Here is a 25,572-nt window from a genome sequence, read left to right as displayed (position 1 = left end):
TGCGCGTCACAGCCATTTTTGAGCGGCCTGGCGCAAGTCCACTTGTGTGTCGAGCTGCTTAGCCAACAAATACAGGCCGCCTAGTTTTCTATGAATGAAAATGGCGTCGACGGGGGGGATATGCCAGAAATCTTCGTCGAAACTGAGCTGCATACCCATCGCCTGAACCCGGGTGAGCAAATCGGTGTTGCCAAAGTCATAGGGGCCATCGTGGTACAGAGACTCACAGGCCAGTTTTCCTAACGCAACAACCGTGGCTTGTTGCGATTCGCTGTGGTTGGACTGCATTAAGCCGATATCTAAAGCCGCTTGTGCAACGCCTGCCATGTCGTCATTTGCCATGGCCTGCAGCAATGCCTGGTAGCCTTTTGATATCGCGTCCGGAATTTCACGACAAGCACCAAAGTCCAGCAAGGCCACCGTTTCGTCTTCTGCGATATAGCGGTAATTTGCCATGTTCGGGTCGCTTTGAATCAGGCGAAACGAGAAGACCTCCTCAAAAAACAAACTGAACAGTGCTGTCATAAGCTTATTGCGAACGGCCTGTGGTGCCTGCGCAAGCTCAGTAATAGGTTCGCTTTTAATGTGGGTCATCGCCAGCGTTGTTGCGGTGGTGAATTCATCGAAAACCTCGGGGACAACAAAGTCCGGATGTTCGCCCAATGCACTGCGGTAGCGTTTCAGCATGTCGGCTTCACGCAGGTAGTTGGCCTCATCGTGCAACTGCGCTTTGGCCTGACCTAATAAAGGCTTAATATCCAGTGAGCCGGGCAGCAACCCAGACAACTTTATAATACTCGCCACATTGTCTACATCGCTGTTAATGCTGTCACCTATGCCGGGGTATTGCACTTTCATTGCCAGTGTCTCGCCGTCAAAAGTGATGGCTTTGTGAACCTGACCAATGGACGCCGCTGCAATGGGTGCGTAGGAAAAGTAGAGGAGTTTGTCTTGCCAGCCCTGTCCCAGGGCGCTATCTAACACAGCCTGAAGCTGCGCTTTGGGCATCGGGTCTGCGTCTTCGCGCAGTCGCGCCAGAATGGCACTGAGTTCCGGCGGCAGCAACTCTCCGCCGTCCATTGAAATGAGCTGACCCAACTTCATGGCGGCGCCGCGCAGGGTCGCCAGTTGGTCGGTAATGCGTTGAATATTTTTAGGCGTGAGGACTAAGTCTGAAAGTGCCGGGCGTTGGCCCGACAACAATTTTGCTGCACCTTGCGACACCACACTACCGGCAATTTTTCCCGCCAGCGAGCCAATTCGCGTCATGCGCGAAAGTCGGGAGCTGGGAATAGGCCGGGACTTCGGTGTGTCGTTCATGTCCTTCTAAACGAATTGCGAGATCATTTGGATCAGCATACCGATGCCGCTGCCGATTGCAAAGCCTATCCAGCCGTTGCGTTCGTTATATCGGGCCAGTGCGGCAGCAAATATCCCGCACCACAACATGGGGCCGTAAATGGCAATTACAGAGCCGCCCATGCCAGAATTGGGTAAGAACATCATTACCACAATGGTTAGCGCCATAGCGCCAGAGAGGTACACCCACAATACATTCTTTTTCTTGTTTTCAGGTGCGTCGGCGGGTTGTTGGGTATCAGTCATTATTTCGTGCCCTTTTTTAACCAGCATAATGACGTAATCAAGGGGACGGGGTCAATTGCGACCTTGGTCTGAATCGTAAAAGTGTGCGTGAATGCGGTGAATTCGTGTTAGGAAAGTCTGCTGCGTAGCCGGTGTGAACACCCGCTGCGCAGCAATAAGCAATGAAATGCGTAGTTAAAAGTGCACTTCCAGTAGGGCGACGTTGTCGGTAAAGGTTAAGGTTTTCAGATTGCCCTTCCCTTCAACGTTTAACGTGTTTACCTGACTTGGCCAGATATCCCGCAGTGCGTCATGGCGAACCTTGAGCCCTTCCAATGACGGTGGCTGGTCGGTTTCCTGATACACCCAAAAGTACTTGCCTTCTGTTTCGAATCCAATCAGCGAGAGCCCTAAGGAGTCGCCGGCGGCATTCAACAGTGAGAAGCGCTCAGACACGTAAGCGGCGAATTCCGCCTGAGTAGACTGGTCGTCCAGTATGTCAGCGGTTTTCTTAAACAGCATTTTAACGGCGTGTTCAGCATCGTGCAGGTTAAACCGGTGCATCACCTCAATGTTTTCTGTTCTCGGGTTGAACAGCACTGTCGTGATGGCCGCTTTTTGCTGGTGCGCCGTAGCTTGTGCACTTATTACGCATAACAGCAGGGCACAAAGCCCTGCTTTAACAACCTCGGTAACGCGCGAGAGGTTAGTTGTCATCGCCTTCCTTCTTATCGTCTTCACTGTCTTTGTCAGTCTTCAGCTCGGTTTTGATGTCGTGCATGATATCACGACGCACTTTCGCTGAGCTTGGCTTAGACTTATACGCTTCAATACGTGAAGGGATGATTTGACGAGGGTAGTGGTTGTTTTCCACGTCAACATCAGCGGTTTCCCAATACGGGTCAACGGTTACACTGACCAGTTCTTTGTCTTTGTCAGTCACTACCAGCTTGCTAACCGCTTTAGGCGTACGACGCCAGATTTCTGCCGGAATACGCAGTTCTTCGGTGGTACCGTCGGCGTAAGTCATTTCCAGAATGATCGGCATAACCAGACCGCCCAGATTTGAGAACTCCATTACGTAGTAATTTTTGTCTTCTTTCACCGCGCGCTCGAACGCTTTACGCTCCCAAGGATCCAGTTTGTCTAACCAGCTCTTGTAGCTGTTGCGCTCTTTGTTAGTAACGGTGAACTGATCGTTCTCGTCGTAGAAGTCGGTAATGTCAGGATAACGGTCTACCCACAGTTCTTTACCTTCTGCTTTGTTGCGCTCAACTGTCAGTGACTTAGGCTTGTCCTGTTCAACCTGACGTTCGCGGGCGAAATCGATATCTGGGTCTTTAGTATCTAAACGCAGTTTGTACACTTTGTCGATTGATATATCTACGTGGTCAGTGGTGTAGAACCAGCCACGCCAGAACCAGTCCAGATCAACCCCTGAGGCTTCTTCCATAGTGCGGAAGAAATCAGCAGGCGTAGGACGTTTAAACTTCCAACGCTGCGCGTATTCTTTGAATGCAAAGTCAAACAGCTCACGGCCCAGAATGGTTTCACGCAGAATATTCAGTGCTACCGCTGGCTTGGTGTAGGCATTCGGGCCTAGACGCAGTACCGAGTCAGATTGGGTCATAATTGGCACCTGAGTCTGTGACTTCATGTAGCCAACAACGTCACGCGGCTCGACACCCCATGGAATGTCCGGATCCCATTCACGACCAGCAACACCGTCCAGGAAGCTGTTCAGACCTTCGTCCATCCAGGTCCACTGACGCTCGTCAGAGTTTACGGTCATTGGGAAGTAGATGTGACCTACTTCGTGAATGACAACGCCAATCAGGAAGCGTTTTTCTGCCAATGAATAAGTACGAGAACCGTCATCACGCAATTCTGTACGCGGGCCGTTGAAGGTGATCATGGGGTATTCCATGCCGCCTACCGGACCGTTAACCGATTGTGCAACCGGATAAGGGTAATCAAACGAGAAACGCGAATACACTTCCATGGTGTGAATGATCGACTCGGTTGAGTACTTCTTCCATAGGTCGCCACCTTCTTTCGGATAGAAAGACATCGCCATAACCAAAGGCTGTTCTTTACCGCCCTGGTGATAGCCACGCGCATCCCACATAAATTTACGTGAAGAGGCCCAGGCAAAGTCACGCACATTTTCTGCTTCGAAATGCCAGGTCTTGGTTTTATCCGTGCCTTCTTTTTCGTTTTCCAGTGCTTCTTCTTCCGTCACGATGAACACAGTACGCTCTGCGTCTTTCGCTTCTTCCAGACGTTTGCGTTGTTCGCTGGTCAGTACGGATTTCGGGTTTTGTAGTACACCGGTAGACGACACAATGTGGTCGGCAGGTACGGTGATTTCAACGTCGTAGTTACCAAATTCAAGAGTAAACTCACCACGGCCAATGAACTCTTTGTTGGTCCATGCTTCGTAGTCGGTGTAAGCAGCTAAACGAGGGAACCACTGCGCTAACAAGAAGATGTCGTTGCCGCCTTCGCGCTCGTCATCCGGGAAGTGCTCGTAACCTGCACGGGCAGATACCGCATCTTCTTCAACAATGTTAAAGCCAAAGTCGATATTCAGTTCGGTCTTTTTACCCGGCTTCAGTGGTGATGCCAGGTCTACACGCATCAGGGTGCCAACGATCACATAGTGCAGGTCTTTGCCGCTGCCATCAGTGACTTTCTTGATTTGATAGCCCAGCTCGTGATCTTCAACAAACTGTTGACGACGGATAGCGCCCATAGACAGTTTCGCGGGTGAGCTAGCGCTTGGCGCTGACGTTGCAGGGCCTCGGTTACCAATACCACCAAAGTTTTCGCTCAGCGCCGACAGTGAGTCAGGACGGAATTTGTTTTGATCCAGCTGAATCCACAAATATTTTAGCGTATCCGGGGAGTTGTTCTGGTAAGTGATTTCTTCAGAAGCGTCAATACGGCGTTTGGCTTCGTCCAGGGTTACGTCAATCTCGTAATCGACTTTTTGCTGCCAGTACTGGTGGCCCGGCTCGCCTGCTGCGTTACGGTATACGTTTGGAGTCGGTAATACTTCATCCAACTGGCGGAATTTGTCTTCGAAGTCCCCTTTCGTCTGTTTAATGGCAGCATAGGCTGACACTGAGCAAGTCAGCATAGACAGTACCGGCATTAACCAGATCAACTTGGGCATACGATTGCTCATGTGTGATCCTTAGTCGTTATGACGCTTAGTTATTATGATAAACAAGTAGTGTAATTCTAATGTGTTAAAAATTGCCAGCCGTTTGCCGTAAAATGCATCAGCCTTAACGCAAAGCCTGCTATACAAGGCATTACGATACTGTTTTTTTGTTTGTTTTATGGGCGCTTTGTAATATTCTTGAAAGCCCGTTAATTTCTTTGTCTTCATGCTAATGAGTGGGTTTTCCTGGCAGCGTGCCGTAATTAAAATTGGCAGTGCGCTGATCGCGCCCGATGGCCAGCAATGCAGTGGCCGTTATATTCTTCCTATCGCGCGTTTTATTACTTCTGCCCGTGAGGCAGGGAAAGAGGTTATTTTAGTGTCTTCCGGCAGTGTCGCTGCGGGCAGAGCGAAAGTACCAATTCAGCACCCGGCGTCTATTTCAGAGAAGCAGGCTATGGCCGCGATTGGCCAGATGTACATGATGGCCAATTGGCAGCGTTTTTTCGATTTCCCGTGCGCTCAGGTATTGCTTACCTATGACGATCTGCACGACCGTACCCGTTACGTAAATATCAAGAACACCATCCGTGAATTGTTGAATCACCAGGCTTTGCCGGTAGTGAATGAAAACGACACGGTCGCGGTGAATGAATTAAAAGTAGGCGACAACGACAATCTGGCCGCATATACCGCACTGGTAGCAGGCGCAGATACGCTAATCATTTGTTCTGACATAGACGGACTTTACACCGCAGATCCACGCAAAGACACGACTGCTACGCTTATCCCCGTAGTAGAAGAAATCACCGCGCACACCTACAGCATTGCCGGCGGCGCTGGCACATCGGTAGGTACCGGCGGCATGCGAACCAAAATTGAGGCCGCTGATAAGTGTGCCCGCAGTGGCATTCAGACCCTGATCGTAAACGGACGCAACGGCCATGTTTTTGATGATCTACAGGAAGGGAACATCCCCGGTACGTTGTTCAAAGCCAAACAGTCACCGAAAACCGCACGGCGACTTTGGTTGGAACACACCCTGAAAACCCGTGGGAAAATTTTTGTTGATCAGGGTGCAGAAAAAGCCTTGGTGTCTAAAGGCGCCTCTTTATTGCCATCGGGTATAACCGAAGTAAGTGGTCACTTTGAGTCTGGTGATGCAATTGAAATAGTGAGTCAGGATAAGTCCCTGGCCAAGGGCCTGGCGCTATACAGTGCCCAGGAACTGAAAATGATCAAAGGTGAGAAAAGCCAGCGTATCCGGGACATTCTTGGCTACGATAACGGCGAAGTTGTGGTCCACCGCGACGATCTGGTGTTATTGAAATAAGGAGCACACCATGAGCTTTTCGATACGACGAGCTGCCAAAGACGCTAAACATGCCGCCCGTCAGGTTGCTCGCCTGAGCCCGGAGCAAAAGCGTGAAGTGCTGCATGAAATCAGCCAGCACCTGATTCAGCAAACCCAGAATATTCTGTCGGCGAACCAGCTGGATCTGGAACACGCCAAAGACATTCATTTAGATGCCGCTATGGTCGACAGATTAACTCTGACAGAAGACCGGGTAATGGCCATTGCCAATGCCGTGGCATCGATTGCCGAGCAGGATGATCCAGTGGGTGAAATCAGTCAGATGAAGACTATGCCGAGTGGTATTCAGGTTGGCAAAATGCGTATCCCATTGGGCGTAGTGGCGATGATCTACGAATCGCGTCCAAACGTGACGGTAGATGCCGCTGCTCTGTGTTTTAAAGCCGGTAATGCGGTCATTTTGCGCGGCGGTAAAGAAGCGCTGCACTCTAACCTGGCGTTAGCGGCGTGCTTGCATCACGTGCTGCGCAAACATGACATCGACGCTGCAGCCGTGACGGTTGTCCCTGACCCGGACCGTGCCATTATGAATACCCTCATGACCCTGAAAGACGACGTGGATCTGATTATTCCGCGCGGTGGTGAAGGCCTGATTCAGTACGTGAGTGAGCGCAGTCAAATTCCTGTTATTCAGCACTACAAAGGCGTGTGCCACTTGTATGTCGACCAGTATGCCGATATCGAACAGGCGCTGGCCTTGTTGGAAAATGGCAAAACTCAGCGTACTGGCGTGTGTAATGCGTTGGAAACCTGTTTGGTTCATAAAGCCGTCGCAGACGAATTTTTGCCACGTGCCGCCGCCATGCTAAAAAGCCACAACACCATGATCCACGCCTGTGACTCTTCAATCAGTCATTTTAGTGATGCGGTAAGTGCAACGAATGCCGACTGGCAGGCTGAATACCTGGCAATGGAGATAGCCGTACGTGTGGTAGACAGCTACGACGATGCGGTGGACCACATCACGCAATATGGCTCGGGTCATACCGAAGTGATTGCCACGCAGCACTACGCGACGGCCAATGCCTTTATACGCGATGTAAATTCAGCGGTTGTCATGGTAAATGCGTCTTCGCGCTTCTCTGATGGCGGTGAACTGGGTCTGGGCGCAGAAATTGGGATCTCCACCAGCAAGCTGCACGCCTATGGCCCTATGGGCGCTGAGTCACTGACTACCGAGAAATTTGTGGTGCTGGGTAACGGACAAACCCGAAAATAAGTATTGATTACACTTTGCCCGTAGCGACCGCGTGTACAACGCGGTAAGCTGTAACCATCATTGAAGGATGAGACGAAAAATGACGGATATAACCCCTTCGCTGAATGACTATCCCTATGCGGTAACCCTGCCGACACGCTGGCAGGACAATGATGTCTATGGCAATGTGAATAACGTGGTGTTCTACAGCTTTTTTGACACCGCCGTAAACCGTTTTCTGGCTGATGAAGCGGGTATGGATTTCAGACACAGCCCGGTGATTGCGCATGTAGTGAGTTCGCAGTGCCAGTTTATTTCAAATATTTCCTACCCGGAAGATGTCGAAGTGGGCGTACGCGTTGCCAAAATTGGCCGCAGCTCGGTGACTTATGGTGTGTCGATTTACGCCGGTACTAATCAGCGTCGTGTGGCTCACGGGCAGTTTGTTCAGGTATTTGTCGATCGCACGACGAATCGTGTTGTACAAATTCCACCGCGCATCAAGAGCGCATTAGAACGGATCATCGAAGCCCTGTGATGCAGGTTGTTATATTAGATGGCGATTCGTTAGGCCGGGACGCCGATTTGACGGCGTTACACGCGTTACCCGTGTCTGTTACCTATTACCCCTCAACTACGGCAGGAGAAACAGCTTCGCGGATAGCGAATGCCGATATTATTCTGGTTAACAAGGTTGTACTCAGCGCTGAGCTCCTAGAGCAGGCTCCTCGCTGCCGCTACATCGGTATTCTGGCAACCGGCATGAATAATGTCGATTTGGACTACTGCAAACAACGTGGGATTACCGTCAATAATGTGTCTGGTTACGGTACCGACTCGGTGGCCCAGCATACATTAATGCTGATGTTGAACCTGGCCACGTCAGCGTTAGCGACTATGCGTCAGGTACAACAGGGCGAATGGTCGCAATCGCCGTTTTTCTGTTTACTCGACAACCCGGTTATCGAATTGGCTGGAAAGCATCTGGTCATCGTGGGTTACGGCACACTTGGGCAACGTGTAGCCGAACTGGCAAAGGCATTTGGTATGCGGGTGTCTGTTGCCGCGAGGCCTGGCACACAGCACACTTCGCGTAGACCATTAGATGAATTATTGCCCGAGGCCGATGTAGTGAGTTTGCACTGTCAGCTTAGCGACGACACAGCAGAAATGATCAACGCCGAACGGCTTGCGCTAATGAAGCCCGGTGCGTTTCTGATTAATACCGCCAGGGGTGGTTTGATTGATGAACAGGCATTGCTGACCGCACTTACCCAAAATCAGATTGGCGGCGCAGCCCTGGATACCCTGAGTGTCGAGCCTCCACCAGCAGACCATCCACTGCTTAATGCGCAGCTTCCGAACTTGTTGATCACCCCACACAGTGCCTGGGCGGCAAAAGAAGCCCGCCAGCGCTTAATTACGCTGGCCGTGAACAAACTCTCTGCATTTCTGGACAGCGAATAAGCCTGATGCAGCTTGCGTAACGCTACTGGCGACTGAGTTTCTTCAACTCTTCGTTCAGGTCGTAAGCAGGTTCAGTCACTATGGCTTCCAGTACTGCAATACGCTCCTTTAACGCAGCAATTTCAGCGTCTTTCGCATCGCCGTTTGTTGTTTCTGATGCTGCCGACTGGTGTTTAAATGGATTCACGCTCTCGTCTGAAAGCCAAGCGCTTAACTGCCAGCGGTACTTCGCATCGAGGTAATGGCAAAGCAGGCTGAGTAAGACTAAAGCAGACACAAGTACAACAATGTGAAATGGGGTCATGGTCGTTTCCTTTAAAATGGCCTATGCAGTTCACTAGTCGTCGAAGAAATAAAAAAATTACAACGAACTGTAATTTTTTTTGCGTAGGCGTGACTATAAGCAATACCTAGACTCATCAACGAACACTCAGGACGGTTAGTGCAAGCGGATTTTAAGGACATCCTCAACCAGCATCAGGCTTTGTTAAGTCGAGTTGCAGCGAGCTATGAGGCGAATGAAGCCTTGCAGCAGGAATTGTTGCAGGAGATCGCACTGGCCGTTTGGCAAGGACTGACGCGTTTCAACGGCGAGGCTTCACTGAAAACCTATATCCTGAAAATTGCCCATAACCGGGCCGTTACCCATGTCTGTAAAGAGGTCAAAAAGCAGGAAGAGTCTGGCCACGACAATATGGCGTGGGAATTTGCCCGGGGTAACGAAAGCGCTGAGCCACATGTGGTTGCGGAACAGCAAGGTAATATCGAGCAATTACTGATTGCCGTGCGTGCGTTACCCGTGGCCATGCGTCAGGTGTTAACACTTACGCTGGAAGGCCTTAGTTATCTGGAAATCGCTGAAGTATGCGGGATAACCAAAAATCATGTAGGGGTGTTATTGCAGCGTGCCAAAACACAACTACAACAGGAGCTTAAACATGTCTGATACGTCAGCAGATTTATCGGCACTGTGGCAACAGCAGCCTACCAATCACATTGATATGCAGGATCTCACCCGCCGATTAAAGCGCCAGCAGCGCGTTCAGCGGCTCTATTTGGTGTTGGATATGTTGGGCTTTGTGCCGGCAATTTGGGTGCTGATAGCAACCTGGGATGAGCTGTCGTCTTTGCTGGCTGGCTGTGTGATCACCTTAGTGGCGGTGACGTTTGTGTTTTATTTGTATATCGCCTGGTTGCGACGCCATGCTGCTTTGGCAACGTTTGGGGATACGTCTCACTATGTGGATACGCTAAAAAAACAGCTGCTGAACAACCATAAAATTGCCCGCCTGACCTTCCACTCCTGCTGGATGTCTGGTGTCGCGCTTGTCGCTATTCTGGGCATGATGGCGATGTTTGAAGATTACACACTGGACAATCTTAGACGCAGTGTGTGGGTGCTGGTATTAATTGTTGCCGGCTTGGTTGGCACTGGCGTGTGGGCGCACAAGCGCGCGAAACGGTTCCATCGTGAATACTTACACCTCGCTGATTTAGGCAACAAGGGGAATACGGCTGGATAGCCGTACCCTGCCCAACGCCCTGAGCGTACCGTTCGGATATTACTCTGATGACGGTGGGTCTTCGTCTTCTTTGCCGCGCTTACCGAGCGTAAACTGATAGTACAAATCCACCGCGGTGTGCAGACTTCTTACCACCTCGAGGTACAGGTTATTCATGATCTGATAGCGCAACGCCACTTCCTGGCCGCCACTGTCTTCGCTGGAGAACATACCTACACCGTATCGTACCGTAAGGTTGGGTGCGATTTTGCCAGAAATTGCCAGTTTGGTATTGTCGCCCTGTCCGGTGGTCGATACGGTCAAGTCTTCAATGCCGAGCGCTTCACCCACACCGCTGGTCAACCCTTCTGAGCTGGACAAACCGAAGCCAATCAGCAAGCTGGCGTAGGCGTTCTGGTCCATTTCGCTATTGCTGCCGCCCAGTCCACCGCTGCCGCTTAACAAGTAAGCCAGGTTTTGCGCCTGATCCATGGTCGGCTCTGAAAACAAATTCACACTGGGTTGCGACGCTGGCCCTTCAATACGCACACCGGCAATGACGTCATCTTCAGTTAGTTCGGGATCGCGAATGGCTTCAACCAGCAACATAGGCTGGTCGATAGGGCCGTTAAACTGCACTTCACCGGTTCGGATAATCAGGTTTTGACCATAGGCTTCGTAGCGGCCGTTTAATATCTGCAGGTCACCAAAGCCCGTTAACGCAGACTGAGTTTGAACCTTGATGCCGCCACTTAACGAGGCGGTGAGGCCAAATGCGTCGAGTTTCACTTCCTGGGTTTTTGCATCGTCAATTGTCACCATTACATTGGCGTTGATTTGATCAATCAGCGCATCGCTGGGGGGCTCGCCGCGTAGGTGCACGTCTTTTGACGGGGCAATGGCACTGGGCGGCAGGTCATTCACTTTGATTCTGGCATAAGGAATGTCGACCTCGCCCTGAATATCGATTTTTTGCGGCGTAATATGGGCAGTCAAATCCGGTGATACTTTTACCTTGCTGTCGTCGTATTGCACGGTGAATGCTTCACCGGCAAGTGTGAAGTTGACCTCAGGTACATCGCGCCAGCTCACATCACCACTCAAGGTGCCTGCGCCGTCGCCCAGCATATATTCGCCGTTGAAGTCGGCATTATCGCCATTCAGCGCGATGGTTTGCTGCCATTGGCTCACTTTCACCGGCAGGTCGTCGCTGTCGATATGGCCGTCGCGGATCGTGAGCGAACCGTTAACAAGTGGCAACGTCATAGGGCCACTGAGAGCCAGCTCGCCATCTATCTGGCCGTCCAGCGCATTCATGTTGGGAAGCAAAGGCTGAAACGGAGCCAGTCGCCAACGATTGATATTGACCGTGCCATCCAGTGTTGGTGTGTCGGCTAAGGGTAAGAGCGAGAGATTAGCAATGATATCGCCAACCTGTGGGCTGCGCACCTCAGAGGTAAACGTTAATTGGTTATCTGCCCAGTTGCCGTTTAACGAGAAGGTGTCAACGGCGAGTACCACTTCGCCTTTCGGGCCGACCCGCCAGTCGTCGGCGGTTATATCGGCACTAACCTTGGCCTGGGCCTGTTGCGACGCAAGATCCAATTGGCCCTGGCTGGAAAACGACAGGGTTGCCTGATTGCGTTCAAACAGCACCTCTGGCGCGAGTTCAAAGGCCCATAGTCCGAGCGGCAATTCAGTTGCGCTGATATCCCACAAAACCTGTTGCGGCGTATAGCTCGCTTCGTTAATGCACAGCTCGCCGTGCTCTCGTGACTCCCAGCAATGCGCCGACACATCGAGCTGTTGCGGCGACTGCACAAAAGACAGATTTACGTCGGTGTTGAGCGCCCAGCGCGTGTTGATCACAGCCAGTTGGGTATCACTCAGAACGCCCTGCCAGCGCCCATTTTGCCAGTTTCCGCTTAAATGCAATTCACTGGTGTAGTCGGGCAACTGCAACGAGGTTGTCAGCGTGTGTTCAGCCAGGCTACCTGCAACATCAACCGTGCCATTGAGCGGGCCTTGTTTAGCCATTGCTTCACTCAGTGCAGGGCTAAGTGTAATGTCGCGAAGCGCAATGGCAGATTGTACGGTTGGGTTATTCCAGTCGCCCTCAATATTCACCGAGCCATCTATGCCGCCTTTTACATCGGGGTACAAATAGCTCAGGTGTGGCAGCTTCAGAGAAATCAGTGCATCGATGTACTGTTGATTAAAAACTTGCCCGATTGCGGAGACTTCATTGTCTTCCAGTTGCGCAGTCAGGTTACCCACCATAATGTCGCTATTGGCTGAATAGACAGCGTCTCCCTGCAACAGAAAATCCCTGTCGTACTGCACACCAGACAGCTGAATATCTGACACCAGAAGGTTTGGACCGCGAGCCGTCATACTGAGCTGCGTTTTAAGCAAGCCGTCGACCATAGTCGGCGCTTGCGGACTCAGCTTTGCTAAGTCGAGTGTTTGAAGATGGGTAAGCCCTTCCCAGCTAATCGCATCGCTGAAATACAGCACGCCGCTGTTTGTGATGGTGCCGTCGAGTAGGTCTGCATTCATGGCACTGACCGCCAGTGAGCGCTCGCCTAATACGGCCTGAATATCGATGGCGGTCGAGGGAATGGCTTCACCCGACACCCCGGTCTGGGCGCTAAGGGCATATTGACCCATTTTTCCCTGTGCAGACAGCACGCCCGCTGCAAGCTGAATGTCCTGAATAGGTTTCAGGCTTTGTTCCGGCCAGTTAAGTTGCAACGACAAGGGCAACTGACTGTCGAGCAGGTTGGCTTTAGCCTGTGCATTGGCCGATACGGTGCCGCTCGCTGCCAACGTCATTGAAAGATCGCTTAGATCGCCTTTTACGGCCAGGTTTGCTGACTGAGGAAAGTCTTCCAGCAAGGAGCTGGCATCCAGCGACAGCGTCACCGGGTAATTGCCGGTAAACGCTACCTGGCCAGACACACTTGTTTTGCCTTGCGGTGCTTCAACACTCAGTTGCTTCCACTCAATCTGTCGTTTTTTCACCGCCGCCTTTTGCAATGCGATGTTTAACTGCGTTAACAGGGCGTCGCCCTGATAGAGCTGAAGTTGATTAATGGCAATATCATTGAGGCTGACCAGTAACGGCATGGTAATAACCGGCAGCGCTGGTGGCTGATAGCTTAAAACGACAGGCGCTGAAGCTGGCGTAGGTTGCGCTTCGGCTTCAGGTAGTGACACCCGAATATCATCAGTATGAAAATGCGCTACTTTGAGCGTATTTACCCACTCGGCCCTGGCGCTTAGCTGCGCAATGCTGATATCTGCCGCAAAGGTTGAGACGTCGATACCAGTAACCGTGAGGTTATCCAGATGAATGGCTATGGGTAATTCAATGGCTTCGACTGGCTCGTCATTGTCTGGCGTTTCTGGCCCTTCGGCCAATTGCTTTACAACAGGCTGATTAACCGTCAGGGTGTTTATGCACGCCGACGATTGCAATAAGCAGGTCCACTCGTGATCCAGTTCGATACGCGCTACGTCGACTTGCCATTGCGCGTTTTGAAAGCGCAATTGTTCTACGGTCAGGGTTGACCACAAACTGCCGGATAGCGACGATACCGAAAGGCCCGGCACGCTGTGATTGGCGGCGTATTGAATGACTGGCATGCCCAGTGGCGATAGCAGCACGCCGGCGAGCGTAGCCACACTCACCACCGAATATAAAAATACTTTTGCGAGGCGATTAATACTCATAGTTCAGGCCCCAGCGTAAAGTGGAAGCGCCAGGTATTTTCGAATTCGCTATGCCCCCGTGCAATGTAGAATCGCACCGGGCCAATTAGCGTAAGCCAATGGGCACCAATGCCGTAACCGGTGGTCAGCGGGTCTGAAAAATCATTGGTTGCTGTACCAACATCGGCAAAGACCGCCGCGCGCCAGGAATCAGTGACAGGGTAGGCGTATTCCGCACTGGCCGTTGCCAGGTACTTACCCCCAGTTAGCACGCGTTGGCCCTCGTCGTTTAATACTGAGGGCGCGATTTCCTGATAGCTAAAACCACGGATACTTTGGTCACCACCGGTAAAGAATCGCAAACTTGACGGCACGCGGTCGAAATCTTCGGTTTCGATGGCGCCGGCTTCGGCGCGTAAAAATAGCCGGTGTGTGTTGTTGAGCGTGGCAATATACTTGGCTTTGGCGGTCATTTTCAGCAGTGAAATGTCACTGCCGGCGTTTTCATGTGCGCCCTGCATGGCAACCACAAAGAATTTGCCCTGGTTAATGCTCAGCGCATTGTCGGATTCACTGTAGCCAATAGAATACCCGGGCATAAGCAAACTGATGGTTTGCGGGTCGCTGATACCCTGGGTAAACATTTCACGTTCGTAAGACAGGGAAATACTGCGCTGCCAGGGCGAATCGGCTTCTTTCCAGAACCGGTGACCGGAAATACTCAGTTTTTCACTTTTGGTGTCGCTGGTGGTGTTGTCTTCAAATTCATAACTGGTTTTGATGCTGGCGTAATCGTTGTTCACGTCTTCCAGCGGAATCCGATAGTCCAGACTGGCGGCCTGCTCGGGTTTCGAGATGTATACTTCACCGGTAATAGAGTGCCCTCGGGAGTTTACCCAGGGGCGCTCCCAGCGGCCACGTACCCGGGGGCCGGTGTCTGAGCTGGCTCCCCCACCCACGTTAAATATGTCTCTGGGTAAGTGAGACAGGGTTATTTCAATCGGTACGTTTACACCGTCGGCCTGACTTACCAGAGGACGGGCAATGGCGCGTTGGAAGTAGCCGGTTTCATTCAGGCGGCGATTAAACGTAGTGAGTTTTGCAGCGCTATAAGGATCGCCGGATTTGAAGGGTTGCAGACGGCCAATGATCGCTTTGGCTCTGTCATCGCCGACTAACCTGACTTCGCCGAAGGCATACTGCCGGCCACTTTGCGCGATTAGCAGCACGTTTGCTTCGTTTTCCTCTCTCACCAAATCGAGCCGGGTTGCCTGCCAGTAAAAATCAAAGTAGCCATTCGACAATGCATAGTTAAACATGTCTGACTTAAACTTTTCGTAGGTTGGCTGATGTAATACATCGCCTTTTTTGATGGCCAGTGCGTTAAATCTCTCGCGAAAAGCCGGGTCATCCCTGCCCTCGCCGATAATCTCCCGGTTCACGTTGGCCACAATAAGCGGATCGCCTAAAACAACGTTAATAATGACGTCTTCGTTTTCAATGGAAACTGCTACGTCAGCGTTGTAGTAACCAAATGGCTGAAGCGCAGTATTGACTGTCTTTATGATACGTTCCTGGGTTGCTTCGTCGGGTACCGTACCGGAAAAAGAGATGTTGGCCAGGTACAAACCGATATTCTTTTTTAATTCACTTTTTTCTACGCCCGTGAGTTCGTAATCCAGCGTTGTGGCTGCCTGCAAAACAGGCGCAGTGGCAGTCACAATAAGTAGGCTAAGGGCGATGATTAACGTGCGAAGCGACATGGGTTAACGTGTGGTTCCTTACACCGGGTATGGCAAGTAGCTATTTGAGTGATGACAGGTAAATCGAGACGTCAGTTTACCGTTATCACACGTATTGCTACAGCAATTTCGTTGAAACGTGGCGTATTTACGACACAGCGTGTAACAACTACAGAGCCAACAGAGGCTGATTTGATTGCCTCGACTGCTGCGATTAATTATATTACTGATCATAATATCCTATAAATACAAGGAATGTTGCCATGAAGCGCTTTGCAAAAGGCGTGATTATGCTGTGTTTGTGCATAGTCTCTGCTGCCCCTGTTTCTCTCGCCACTGCTAATGAAGAAGCAAAATTAACGCCAATTGAAGTCTTTAGCCGATTGCCCCAGTTCTATTCTGTTGCATTATCGCCGAGCGGGAATCGCATTGCGATGGAACGCAACTCCGAGAGTGAAGACCTGGCGGCACTGATGACGCTGGATATAGAAACCGGCAAGGTTTTTTACCTGCTAAGAGCTGACAACAAGAAAGTTAAAATTAACTGGTACCGCTGGGCTAACGATGAAGATCTGTTGGTAAGCGCAAAATATGAGATATCGGAAGCGGGCACCAAGTACTTCAAAACCCGACTGTATGTCATGAAGTATAACGAGCAGGGCGGCGATCCCGAGCAAGTTATCGACTGGCGTCATATCAAACGATATCAGGAAAATTCAAAACGCGCGCCGCAGTTCCAGGACGAAATCATCGATATGCTGCCGGATGATCCTGACCACATTTTAATGGCTATCGATATTGCGCGCCCTCTTGAACCGTCTGTGTTCAAAGTGAATGTTAAAACCCGCAAGATCAGCCGTTTGGAAAAAGGCAAGAAACGCATCCGCGACTGGATGACTGATCGCCAGGGCAATCTGCGTATTGGTATTACACTGAACTACGAAACCGGCGACCGTGATATCTATCTGCTGAATGAAGAAGACGAATACGAAAAGCTGTTCTCTTACAATGTGTCTGACGACAAACCGATAAGCATTGCAGGGTTTGCGGCCGATCCGAATATCCTGTATTTCAAGAGATACCTGGGCGACTACCGGGCCTTGTACAAAATGGATTTAACTACCCGCGAAGAAACCTTGGTTTACGCTGATGACGAGTACGATGTGGACGGCAGCCTGATTTATTCGCCTGTCACCAAAGACGCAATTGGTGTACGTCACGCTAACGCCAAAGGCGGACGTTACTATTGGGAGCCTCGCTATGAAGCGTTGCAGGAGAACCTGAATAACGTACTCAAAGATCGCAAAAACTACCTGGTTAAGTTCAGTCAGAATGAGGATGTGTACCTGTTGTATTCTGAAAGTGACACCCACCCGGGCCGTTATTACGTTGGTAACCAGCGCGAAGGAACCTTGAAATTCCTGTTCGACCAGTATCCCGATATTGTGCCGGAGTCGTTGAGTGACCACACACGGGTTGATATTACCATGCGTGATAAAGCGACCATTGAGGGTTACTTAACGTTACCTAAACACGGCGAAGCGCCTTACCCTACGGTTATTTTCCCACACGGTGGCCCTGGTGGCCGTGACTACGCGGGATTCGATTACTGGACTGCGTATTTCAACAGCCGTGGTTACGCCGTTATGCGCCCGAATTTCAGAGGCTCGACAGGGTATGGTTACTCGTTCAGTGAAGCACAGATGCAAAGCTGGGGCATGGCCATGCAGGACGACATAGCCGATGCAACGCAATGGATGATTGACCAAGGCTATACCGATAAAACCAAAGTCTGCATTGTGGGCGCCAGTTACGGTGGTTTCGCTGCGTTGGCCGCTACGGTTAAAAGCCCTGAAATGTATACCTGTGCAGTGAGCTTTGCAGGGGTGAGTGATTTAGACAGACTGGTATTTCGCGCCCGTGCCTTTGTGAATAAAAAGCTGGTGAAAAAGCAAATTGGGGAAGACCAAGATGATCGTGAACGTCGCTCACCGATTAACTTTGTGGAGAATATCAAAACGCCTATTCTGCTAATCCATGGCGAGGAAGATCGCGTTGTGCACGTAGAGCAAAGTCGCAATATGGCCGAGGAGCTGGAAGATCATGATAAGGTCTTCGAGTATGTGGAATTGCCTTTTGGTAATCACCATCTGTCTATTCAATCCAATCGTATGAAAACCTTCGAAGCGATGGACAAATTCCTCAGCAAATACCTGCAATAAAAGGAAAGGCTACCTGGCGTTGATCTGGATCAGCGCCAGTGGCTTTAACACCTTATTCCGCAACGGTTTGGGCGTACACTAAGATCATCAACAGGAGATCTTACCGTGACAAACAGCCAAACCACTCAAACCGAAAACCCACAGCCGCAAGCCGCTATTCCGGTAGTAGCTGAAGTACCCACAGCGCCCCACAGTATTGGTGAAAAACGCCACGACGAACAGTACATTGCTGAATCGTTTCGTTCCGGGGAATATCCATATAAACGCAAAATCACCCGGCAGTTTTACGAACAACACAAACGCCAGTTGCAGGTTGAGTTGCTAAAAGTACAGAAATGGGTAAAAGACACCGGCGAGCGTGTGGTAATGATCTTCGAAGGGCGTGACGCGGCGGGTAAAGGGGGCACGATAAAGCGCTTTATGGAGCACCTTAATCCTCGTGGTGCCCGGGTGGTTGCACTGGAAAAGCCGTCTGACGAAGAAAAAGGCCAGTGGTATTTTCAGCGTTATATAAAACACCTGCCAACGGCCGGGGAGATCGTGCTGTTTGACCGGTCCTGGTACAACCGTGCCGGTGTAGAGCGAGTCATGGGCTTTTGCGAGCCCAACGAATACCTGGAATTTATGCGTCAAACGCCAGAGCTGGAACGCATGCTGGTGAATAGTGGCATTCGCGTCTTCAAGTTCTGGTTTTCGGTAACCCAGGAAGAGCAGACTCGTCGGTTCCAACGTCGCGAGACTGATCCGCTGAAGCAATGGAAGCTCAGCCCGATTGACAAACTGGCTCAGCAAAAGTGGGACGATTATACTGAAGCAAAAGAAGCCATGTTCTTCTACACCGACACGGCTGATGCGCCTTGGGTCGTGATCAAGTCAGACGATAAAAAGCGGGCCCGTCTGAACTGTATGCAGTACTTCCTGCATGAACTGCCCTATCCGAACAAAGACAAGCACATAGCCAAAGCGCCCGATCCGTTAATTGTAGGCAGAGCGGCTACTGTAATTGAGCGCGACAACCACATCCTGGGTAAAACCCTTCATCCTGAACAACAAAAAGCCTGATTGTCGACGACTGCCCAGATCCGGTAAAAGTGTCTGTTACGACAGACACTTTTACTGGGTTGTGTCGGAAGCGTTTCTTGTTTTTTTGTAACTCATTGTTAATTAATAAAAATAAAAGTTGGCATGCTTTTCGCTATATCTATGTCACTAGACAATTCTCGTGATGAAGTTAATTACAAACCGCGCCCGACACGTACAAGCCGCATTGGCTCAAATACCGTGATTCGGTGAGGTTTGAGAAAGGAGAACGCCAATGTTGTTGATAATTGTGCTAATGACAGTGCTAACCGGTGTCGTAATAAAACGCCTGGGGGTATCGCACAGTATGCAAGGCATGGGTAAGCTGGTTCTGCTTACCAGTATTTATCTGGTATTTTTGTACAAGGTAGTACTTGGCTTAATCACGCGCAGATAACGCATTAAGAAACAAGAGAAACGGAGACACACATGACACACGTAAAACAAGTATTCACCCTCATCTTTGTTGGACTATTCACTATTACCCTGGCGGCGTGTAGCGATGACAGTGCCGAACAGGCAGAAGACAAGCTGGACAGCCTGAAAGAGAGCACCAGTAATGTGTTTAAAGACGCGAAGGAAGCGGCTGCCGACGCGACTGATAAGGCTAAGGAAATGGCTGAAGACGCTGCGGACAAAGCAGAAGAACTAGCCGAAGACACAGCCGATGCTATTGAAGATACCTGCGAAAAAGCGAAAGACAAGTTAGACATGGAAGACAAAGACTGTTAACTATTCAAACACGCCGGGTAACCTTATGTTACCCGGTTGTGTTAATTGCCTATGGCGTATTAGGTTTATAGTCAAACCACGTGTAACGCGCTTCGCTGTTGCTGGCTTTGCCATTCCCGGTTGCATAAGGGCCTACATAGACACCGGTGAAGCCGCCTATGGTTTCTGAACTCAGGTAACGGGCACTGACACTGTCTAATACGGTGGCCTTACCTTGCTGTTCAAACCCAAAATGGAAGTCACTTCCTGTTCCTTCTACCGTTAAGACTACCGGACCCGGTGCTAAAGTACGCTTTTCCGAAGTGTAGTTAATCTCGCCAAACTGGAAGGTGGCCTGGATATATCGGGTGCCATTGTCTGTACCGACCATGATATCGAAATGCGTACCGTTGTTGAGCAGCGTTAATCCGGCTTTTTCATGACTCGCGGCCGGCTCAAAATGTAACTCCGTGCTGGCTTTGAAGTGAGTGTGTTGCAAGCGGCGACCAACGAAACTCACGCCTTTTTGATGTGGATTACCCAACGTGTGGGCCGAGCCGGTCAGCACCAGGGCTTTTTTGTTGGTGTTTATACTGACACCCGCTGGTGGTGGCGACTGAATATAATTCCATGCAAGTCCCAGCGGCTTGTCAAAAGTAGTGCGCACCGGCTCTGGGGCAACAGGCACTAAGGGCAACGTGGGAACACGCATTTCTGGCGTAATCGTGCCGTTACCGTTCACTTGGGGCCAGCCAAATTCCGGCCAGCTGACCGGCGACAGGCAGGTTTCTCTGCCCAGAGTATGGTGAACGCCGCCTTCAATAACGCTTCGGTAACCGTGAAACACCATCCAGTGGCTGCCATCGTCAGCCTGAATCATGTCGCCGTGGCCGAGGCCCTGAATGGGGTTTTGCTGACCGGCACGATTTACATGTGTCACAATAGGATTGGCCGGATTACTGTAATACGGACCAGCAATGTTGTGGCTGCGCGCAATGGTTATGGAATGTGCTTCTTCTGTGCCTCCCTCGGCCGCCATCAAATAATACCAGCCGTCCTTTTTGTAAATGTGTGGGCCTTCTGCATAGCGCCCGCCTTCGGTCGCCCAAACAGGGCCAGTCTCATTCAGCACTTTTCCGGTTTTAATATCGATTTCATACAAGGTGAAAGCAGAGTTGATCACGTACACTTTGCCGTCGTCATCGAAGAACAGGTCAGGGTCAATATGAGGTATGTCTATCCAGATAGGATCAGACCAGGGGCCGGCCGGGTCATCTGCTGTCATGATAAAATTCCAACCGTAGCCCACGTTGGTGGTAACAATATAAAACGTACCGTCGTGGTAGCGCAGGGTAACGGCGAAGATGTTCACGCCATCGGGTAACTGTTCAGGCCGGTCAATGACATGGCCAATCTGTTCCCAGTTAACCAGGTCTTTACTGCGGAACACCGGAATGCCTGGAAAATACTCAAAGGTGCTGGATACCAGATAATAGTACTCCCCCGCTTTTGTTATGCTCGGGTCTGAGTAAAAACCGGGAAGAACCGGGTTAGTGTAAGTAACAGGTTTTGACGTATCAATTGATGCATTGAAAGGTGTGCTAGCTGGTTGTGCAGCGATTGCCGGCATAGCTAACAAGAGTAAAAAGACCGGCCTCAAATGGCGTGTGGCGTGAGCAATAAAGTCAGTGAACATGGCGGAATCAGGTTAATTTCAATTGTTAATAGAATGTAGTTGACCGTACACGCTGTTAAGTCGCCTAACTATTATCAAAATGGGTTTTGCTGTTATTAAATTCGAGATCCATAGTCAGGGTTTATAGGGCAATAGGCCGTTCAAATAATATGCGGTTCTGCACGATGGTTTTTGACTGATTTTATGGTCAAATCCACGTATTCTGGCCCCTCTTAATGCGCATTTAGCGTATACTGGACGGCTTGGTGATTTCTGCCAGGCGACTGATAGTGAGCAGCACTTACTCACTCATGAAGACAAGATTAAAGAGATTATGACCCAGTCTACAGTAAATGCTAAACCCGTATTAGGTATGGCCGAATTTGTAATGCTTATGGCGTTTATGACGTCGCTGGTGGCGTTAAGCATTGACGCCATGTTGCCTGCGCTCGACGTTATTGGGCATCACCTGGGTGCGAAGGACATTCACGAAAGCCACCTTATTGTGTCACTGTTTTTTGGTGGCATGGCGTTCGGACAGCTGTTTTTTGGACCCTATTGTGATGCACGTGGACGACGCGAAGCCATTATGCTGGGCCTGGGTATTTTCGTAATGGGTACGTTGGTTTGTATGATAGCCGACGATATGACAACTATGTTAATCGGCCGCTTGATACAGGCTTTTGGCGTCTCAGGCCCGCGTATTGCGTCGATGGCGGTGATTCGCGATCAGTTCGCTGGGGAAGCCATGGCACGGGTCATGTCGTTCATTATGATGGTGTTTATATTGGTGCCCATGATTGCGCCAATGGTTGGCCAGTGGGTGATCAGTGTGGCGTCGTGGACGCACATTTTCACGTTATTCCTGGTGGTTTCCAGCGGTGTTGGCTTGTGGTACTTCATACGTCAGCCTGAAACCCTGCCGGTGGAAGACCGCGTGCCCTTTTCCTGGGCGCAGTTCTTTCGTTCGTCAAAATTCATTCTCACACACCGTGATGTGATTGGCCCAACCGTGGCCATGGGCTGCGTGTTTGGTGCGTTTTTATCCTATATCAGCGCTTCGCAAACCATTTTTGTGGGCTTTTATGATGTCGGTGATATGTTCGCGTATGTGTTTGCATTTCTGGCTTTCTCCATTGGTCTGGCATCTTACATGAACAGCCGTATCGTGATGCGTTGGGGCATGAAAAAGGTCACCAGCATGGCATTGTACGGGGTGCTTGTATTTTCTGCGGTGCTGGTGGTTGAAATGGTGATTTTCTCAGGGCTTCCACCGTTGCCGCTGGCGCTCATCACTTTGTTTATTGGCTTTTTCTTTGTCGGTTTGTTATTTGGTAATTTGAATGCAATTGCCATGCAGCCACTGGGTAAATTAGCGGGAATTGGCGCAGCCATTATTGGGTCGCTGTCGAGCATTATTTCAGTGCCGGTTGCTATGGGCATAGACGCCTTCTTAACAGACAACCTGTACCCGATTGCAATCGGCTTTCTGATCTTTTTCTCGTTGGCTAAGCTGGTTATTACGCCAACGTTAAAAGCCGAGCCCGAACCTACAGAAAGCTAAAAACGGATGGCAGCCTGGTTTGACGCTCGTGATACCAGGCTGCGTGATTTGCTATTTCACTCTCGCAAGGTGGACCTGGGCACGCGGACGCTGATTTTCTACGATTTCCACTATACGGCTTTGGCGCTCGCCGTTACGCAGCTTGTCGTACTGAATCTGTTTCATTTCCAATTGGCGGGCAAACTCGTAAAAGGCCATGCAGTCTTCCCTGCTCAGTTCATTGTGCTGGCGTGTTAGCTGTGTATCGATATACAGATTGTCACCATTTGCGGTAAGTGTGGAAACCGCATCATAAGGTTGCCCGTATTTTTCTACCCGCAGTGCCCGTACCATTTTAACTTCAAAAATCCAGTCGCCCACCTGTGTGAACCTGGTAATACCTGACTGCATGTGTAACTCCTAGCGCTCTATCTGCTGCTTTCGAAACAGCTTTCATTATGTGATCAGTGAACTTGTGCAAACAGATCGCTACTACAATATGCGTGCCAGAATAAATGGGTTTTAAAAACAGCAAGTTGTGAAAATGGTACGAAAGGAAGCCTGTGAAATTCGTTGCCAAACTGCAACACAATGGCCGTAGTCGACGATATAACCCTTGGCTTGTCATGCCTGAACTGCGAAGCGATATCAGGGGTCTTCAAACACGCTGATTCTCTACACATAGTCATTATTAACGCAGCCCATTAATTTCAAAATTGCGTAGTGCATTTGTCGGAAAGTAAGGTGCTGTGGTACGGTCAAATCTTGGTAATAAGGCCTTGTGCAGTTTAATGAAATTAAAACATTGGATGTTGATAAGAAAATGTTGCTTGGGCTACATCGCGCTTGTCGGTGTTTTATTTGCCTTTGACCTAATGGTAATGGCTGTCAGCGAATTTGGAAGTAAACCTGCAGATTACGCTGGCTGTTATGTTCACGATGCTCTGTTGGTCGCTATCAAGTGTTCAGGGTTTCAAGCGTCAGAATTAGTTGCTTTTGCATTAAATTACCCGCTTTATCATTTATACATGCCATTCTTTGTTATTTGGAATCCATTATTAATTTTCGTCGTGATACCTATGTACAGCCCTTTGATAGTGTTATTAATTTCAAATGGTAAGGTGGTATCAGTACGTGTGTAAAAAAATAATGTTGGGCGGCTATCAAGTCCGTGTAGCGACTTTCGAATGTAATTAGCGGCCCTTATCGGGGCAATGGGCATTTTATAATGAGACTGAATGTAACTTTCAAAACAGATTGGGAATTTGATGAATCAAAACATCCTGTTGGTGAAGAGGTTGCTGAGAAGTTATCAAAACTGATGTCAGATAACGGCATAGTAATTTCAAACATAGATAACTATGAAGATTTTGCGTGGGCACTCGATACAAGGGTTGGAGAAAAAGAGCTATTTCTTTTACTTGGCCACGTTGGAGATGACCCGGAACAATGGCTAATACAAGTAGCATCTTATCAAACTAAATTTTTGCACATGTTTAATAAAAAGCATGCTATTGCGCAAATGCGTTCTTTAGCCCCTAAAGTCAATGCGGTTTTAACTGCATGCGAAAAAATCAGCAACATACTTTGGCATCATGGAGATTTTGCAGATGGTACCCCGTCAAGCGTGCCAAACCATGACATACAATAAATTTAATCCGCGAACCTTATGGCTGTTTATGTCAAAAAGTGTTTGGTGTTTTGTATAAGAAGGGTTTGGCTTGGTAAATGTAGAAAGTATCTCAGTGATTATCTCAACAGTAGCGTTATTGGTTCTGTTTATGTTCTTTGCTGCTAATTTCGCAATGATCGCCTTAGAAAGTAAAATTACCACATCCAGCCTACAGGCAGTTGGCTCAGGTTTGGTGAAAATTCTCAACAAATCTGACAATCCTACTAGTTATAAGCAAGCCAGGATATATTTGGTTGGCAGCGTTTTATCACTGCTATCACTCATGGTTCTTTTGGAGTTTGGTTATGCATAAGACGATGATAAAGAGTCAATCCGCAAGGGCGCGACGGGACAAGCAGTAATTTATGTACTTTCTTAAAAACGGCTCTATTTCCCTTCTTGTACTTGCCATCGTCACCACTGCAATGCTGATGACGCAGGGTAAAGATGCTGAAATTTATCTGATTGCATTTTCAAATGTTATTGATAAAGACGATACCTATGGTGGTGGCCTAAACCCCCAAAAAATATATGTTTCAAAACAGATATACCCAGACATATATTCTAATGAAACCAGTGCTTTACTTCCAAAAGACGCTGAGGCAGCCATAAAAACGTACTGCGACGATAACGGACTAGAGTTGATTTTTTATGATGAAACGACACCGTTGCAGCTCAATGAAATCGGTGAAGTTGTCGGTGGTGGCGTCAGGGTTGAATTCGGGGAATTAACAAAGTCCTTTATTGTTTCAGAAATTGACGTCAGTATTTATATAGCCAACATGGCCTCGGGTGGCACAACGTATACACTTTACCGTTGGTTCGGTGGTTGGAAACTGTGGTCTTCCAGAATGGCATGGATAAGTTAATGCACTTAAAACTTACTCAAAAGGGTGCAAACTTAGCTTGAGGTCCGGG

At 49.6% G+C, this 25,572-nt stretch carries 24 protein-coding genes; 15 read left to right on the top strand and 9 right to left on the bottom strand.

Annotated features, from left to right (window positions below; genetic code table 11):
* Positions 1-6: 6 nt before the first annotated feature.
* The 4 genes from BUB81_RS03580 to BUB81_RS03565 form a co-directional block, all read right to left on the bottom strand.
* The gene (locus tag BUB81_RS03580; protein WP_073318246.1) at positions 7-1,320 is read right to left on the bottom strand and encodes an ABC1 kinase family protein; all 1,314 of its coding nucleotides are present in this window, start codon (positions 1,318-1,320) and stop codon (positions 7-9) included.
* Positions 1,321-1,326: 6 nt separating this feature from the next.
* Positions 1,327-1,605: a hypothetical protein gene (locus BUB81_RS03575; RefSeq protein WP_073318750.1), complete on the bottom strand. Its 279-nt coding sequence runs from the start codon at positions 1,603-1,605 to the stop codon at positions 1,327-1,329.
* A gap of 174 nt (positions 1,606-1,779) precedes the next feature.
* On the bottom strand, positions 1,780-2,301 hold the full coding sequence (locus BUB81_RS03570; RefSeq protein ID WP_073318243.1) for a DUF6702 family protein: 522 nt from the start codon (positions 2,299-2,301) through the stop codon (positions 1,780-1,782).
* Entirely contained in the window at positions 2,291-4,762 is a 2,472-nt protein-coding gene (locus tag BUB81_RS03565; RefSeq protein WP_139241501.1) for a M1 family metallopeptidase, read from the bottom strand. The genes BUB81_RS03570 and BUB81_RS03565 overlap by 11 nt, the downstream gene beginning before the upstream one ends.
* 223 nt (positions 4,763-4,985) lie before the next feature.
* On the opposite strand from BUB81_RS03565, the gene proB reads away from it, so the two are divergent.
* The 4 genes from proB to BUB81_RS03540 all read left to right on the top strand — a co-directional run bounded on the left by proB (position 4,986) and on the right by BUB81_RS03540 (position 8,793).
* Positions 4,986-6,086 (top strand): glutamate 5-kinase, encoded by a 1,101-nt coding sequence (gene proB / locus BUB81_RS03555; protein ID WP_073318748.1) that lies wholly within the window; start codon positions 4,986-4,988, stop codon positions 6,084-6,086.
* Between the two features lie 10 nt (positions 6,087-6,096).
* Positions 6,097-7,347, top strand: coding sequence for a glutamate-5-semialdehyde dehydrogenase (locus BUB81_RS03550; protein WP_073318235.1), 1,251 nt, complete (start codon positions 6,097-6,099; stop codon positions 7,345-7,347).
* Between the two features lie 79 nt (positions 7,348-7,426).
* On the top strand, positions 7,427-7,864 hold the full coding sequence (locus tag BUB81_RS03545) for an acyl-CoA thioesterase (protein WP_073318232.1): 438 nt from the start codon (positions 7,427-7,429) through the stop codon (positions 7,862-7,864).
* Entirely contained in the window at positions 7,864-8,793 is a 930-nt protein-coding gene (locus tag BUB81_RS03540) for a D-2-hydroxyacid dehydrogenase (RefSeq protein ID WP_073318230.1), read from the top strand. Before BUB81_RS03545 ends, BUB81_RS03540 begins: the two co-directional genes overlap by 1 nt.
* Before the next feature lie 22 nt (positions 8,794-8,815).
* Here the strand turns inward: BUB81_RS03540 and BUB81_RS03535 are convergent, their stop codons facing one another.
* Positions 8,816-9,097, bottom strand: a complete 282-nt coding sequence (locus BUB81_RS03535; protein WP_073318227.1) for a hypothetical protein — start codon at positions 9,095-9,097, stop codon at positions 8,816-8,818.
* Positions 9,098-9,235: 138 nt separating this feature from the next.
* Between BUB81_RS03535 and BUB81_RS03530 the strand changes: the two genes are divergently transcribed.
* Both BUB81_RS03530 and BUB81_RS03525 read left to right on the top strand, forming a co-directional pair.
* Positions 9,236-9,739, top strand: a complete 504-nt coding sequence (locus BUB81_RS03530) for an RNA polymerase sigma factor (protein WP_073318224.1) — start codon at positions 9,236-9,238, stop codon at positions 9,737-9,739.
* The gene (locus BUB81_RS03525; RefSeq protein WP_073318221.1) at positions 9,732-10,316 is read left to right on the top strand and encodes a hypothetical protein; all 585 of its coding nucleotides are present in this window, start codon (positions 9,732-9,734) and stop codon (positions 10,314-10,316) included. The genes BUB81_RS03530 and BUB81_RS03525 overlap by 8 nt, the downstream gene beginning before the upstream one ends.
* A gap of 39 nt (positions 10,317-10,355) precedes the next feature.
* On the opposite strand, the gene BUB81_RS03520 is transcribed toward BUB81_RS03525, so the two are convergent.
* Both BUB81_RS03520 and BUB81_RS03515 read right to left on the bottom strand, forming a co-directional pair.
* Entirely contained in the window at positions 10,356-14,030 is a 3,675-nt protein-coding gene (locus tag BUB81_RS03520) for a translocation/assembly module TamB domain-containing protein (protein ID WP_073318218.1), read from the bottom strand.
* Complete coding sequence (locus BUB81_RS03515) at positions 14,027-15,772, bottom strand: autotransporter assembly complex protein TamA (protein WP_073318215.1); 1,746 nt, start codon at positions 15,770-15,772, stop codon at positions 14,027-14,029. The genes BUB81_RS03520 and BUB81_RS03515 overlap by 4 nt, the downstream gene beginning before the upstream one ends.
* A gap of 242 nt (positions 15,773-16,014) precedes the next feature.
* Here BUB81_RS03515 and BUB81_RS03510 point away from each other — a divergent pair, with 242 nt between their 5' ends.
* The 4 genes from BUB81_RS03510 to BUB81_RS03500 all read left to right on the top strand — a co-directional run bounded on the left by BUB81_RS03510 (position 16,015) and on the right by BUB81_RS03500 (position 19,785).
* Complete coding sequence (locus BUB81_RS03510) at positions 16,015-17,973, top strand: alpha/beta hydrolase family protein (RefSeq protein ID WP_084526186.1); 1,959 nt, start codon at positions 16,015-16,017, stop codon at positions 17,971-17,973.
* Positions 17,974-18,078: 105 nt separating this feature from the next.
* Complete coding sequence (ppk2, locus tag BUB81_RS03505) at positions 18,079-19,035, top strand: polyphosphate kinase 2 (RefSeq protein WP_084526184.1); 957 nt, start codon at positions 18,079-18,081, stop codon at positions 19,033-19,035.
* Positions 19,036-19,288: 253 nt separating this feature from the next.
* Positions 19,289-19,450, top strand: coding sequence for a hypothetical protein (locus tag BUB81_RS22080; protein WP_155523178.1), 162 nt, complete (start codon positions 19,289-19,291; stop codon positions 19,448-19,450).
* Positions 19,451-19,482: 32 nt separating this feature from the next.
* The gene (locus BUB81_RS03500) at positions 19,483-19,785 is read left to right on the top strand and encodes a hypothetical protein (RefSeq protein ID WP_073318212.1); all 303 of its coding nucleotides are present in this window, start codon (positions 19,483-19,485) and stop codon (positions 19,783-19,785) included.
* 49 nt (positions 19,786-19,834) lie between these two features.
* Here BUB81_RS03500 and BUB81_RS03495 read toward each other — a convergent pair whose 3' ends face one another.
* Positions 19,835-21,460, bottom strand: coding sequence for a glycoside hydrolase family 43 protein (locus BUB81_RS03495; protein WP_217653442.1), 1,626 nt, complete (start codon positions 21,458-21,460; stop codon positions 19,835-19,837).
* 313 nt (positions 21,461-21,773) lie between these two features.
* On the opposite strand from BUB81_RS03495, the gene BUB81_RS03490 reads away from it, so the two are divergent.
* Positions 21,774-23,003 carry a multidrug effflux MFS transporter gene (locus tag BUB81_RS03490; RefSeq protein WP_073318206.1) on the top strand — a complete coding sequence of 410 codons (1,230 nt, stop codon included), beginning with the start codon at positions 21,774-21,776 and terminating at the stop codon, positions 23,001-23,003.
* A gap of 51 nt (positions 23,004-23,054) precedes the next feature.
* Here the strand turns inward: BUB81_RS03490 and BUB81_RS03485 are convergent, their stop codons facing one another.
* Entirely contained in the window at positions 23,055-23,393 is a 339-nt protein-coding gene (locus BUB81_RS03485) for a PDDEXK family nuclease (protein ID WP_073318203.1), read from the bottom strand.
* 380 nt (positions 23,394-23,773) lie between these two features.
* Between BUB81_RS03485 and BUB81_RS03480 the strand changes: the two genes are divergently transcribed.
* From BUB81_RS03480 to BUB81_RS03465, 4 genes are all read left to right on the top strand, one after another.
* On the top strand, positions 23,774-24,124 hold the full coding sequence (locus BUB81_RS03480) for a hypothetical protein (RefSeq protein WP_139241487.1): 351 nt from the start codon (positions 23,774-23,776) through the stop codon (positions 24,122-24,124).
* An 86-nt stretch (positions 24,125-24,210) separates the two neighbouring features.
* Entirely contained in the window at positions 24,211-24,633 is a 423-nt protein-coding gene (locus BUB81_RS03475) for a hypothetical protein (RefSeq protein ID WP_073318197.1), read from the top strand.
* A gap of 70 nt (positions 24,634-24,703) precedes the next feature.
* Positions 24,704-24,967 carry a hypothetical protein gene (locus BUB81_RS03470; RefSeq protein ID WP_073318194.1) on the top strand — a complete coding sequence of 88 codons (264 nt, stop codon included), beginning with the start codon at positions 24,704-24,706 and terminating at the stop codon, positions 24,965-24,967.
* Positions 24,968-25,019: 52 nt separating this feature from the next.
* Positions 25,020-25,523, top strand: a complete 504-nt coding sequence (locus BUB81_RS03465) for a hypothetical protein (RefSeq protein ID WP_073318191.1) — start codon at positions 25,020-25,022, stop codon at positions 25,521-25,523.
* Positions 25,524-25,572: the final 49 nt, after the last annotated feature.

The organism is Marisediminitalea aggregata (assembly GCF_900129565.1).
Taxonomy (GTDB): Bacteria; Pseudomonadota; Gammaproteobacteria; order Enterobacterales; family Alteromonadaceae; genus Alteromonas; species Alteromonas aggregata.
This window is presented reverse-complemented; position numbering and strand designations above follow the sequence as displayed.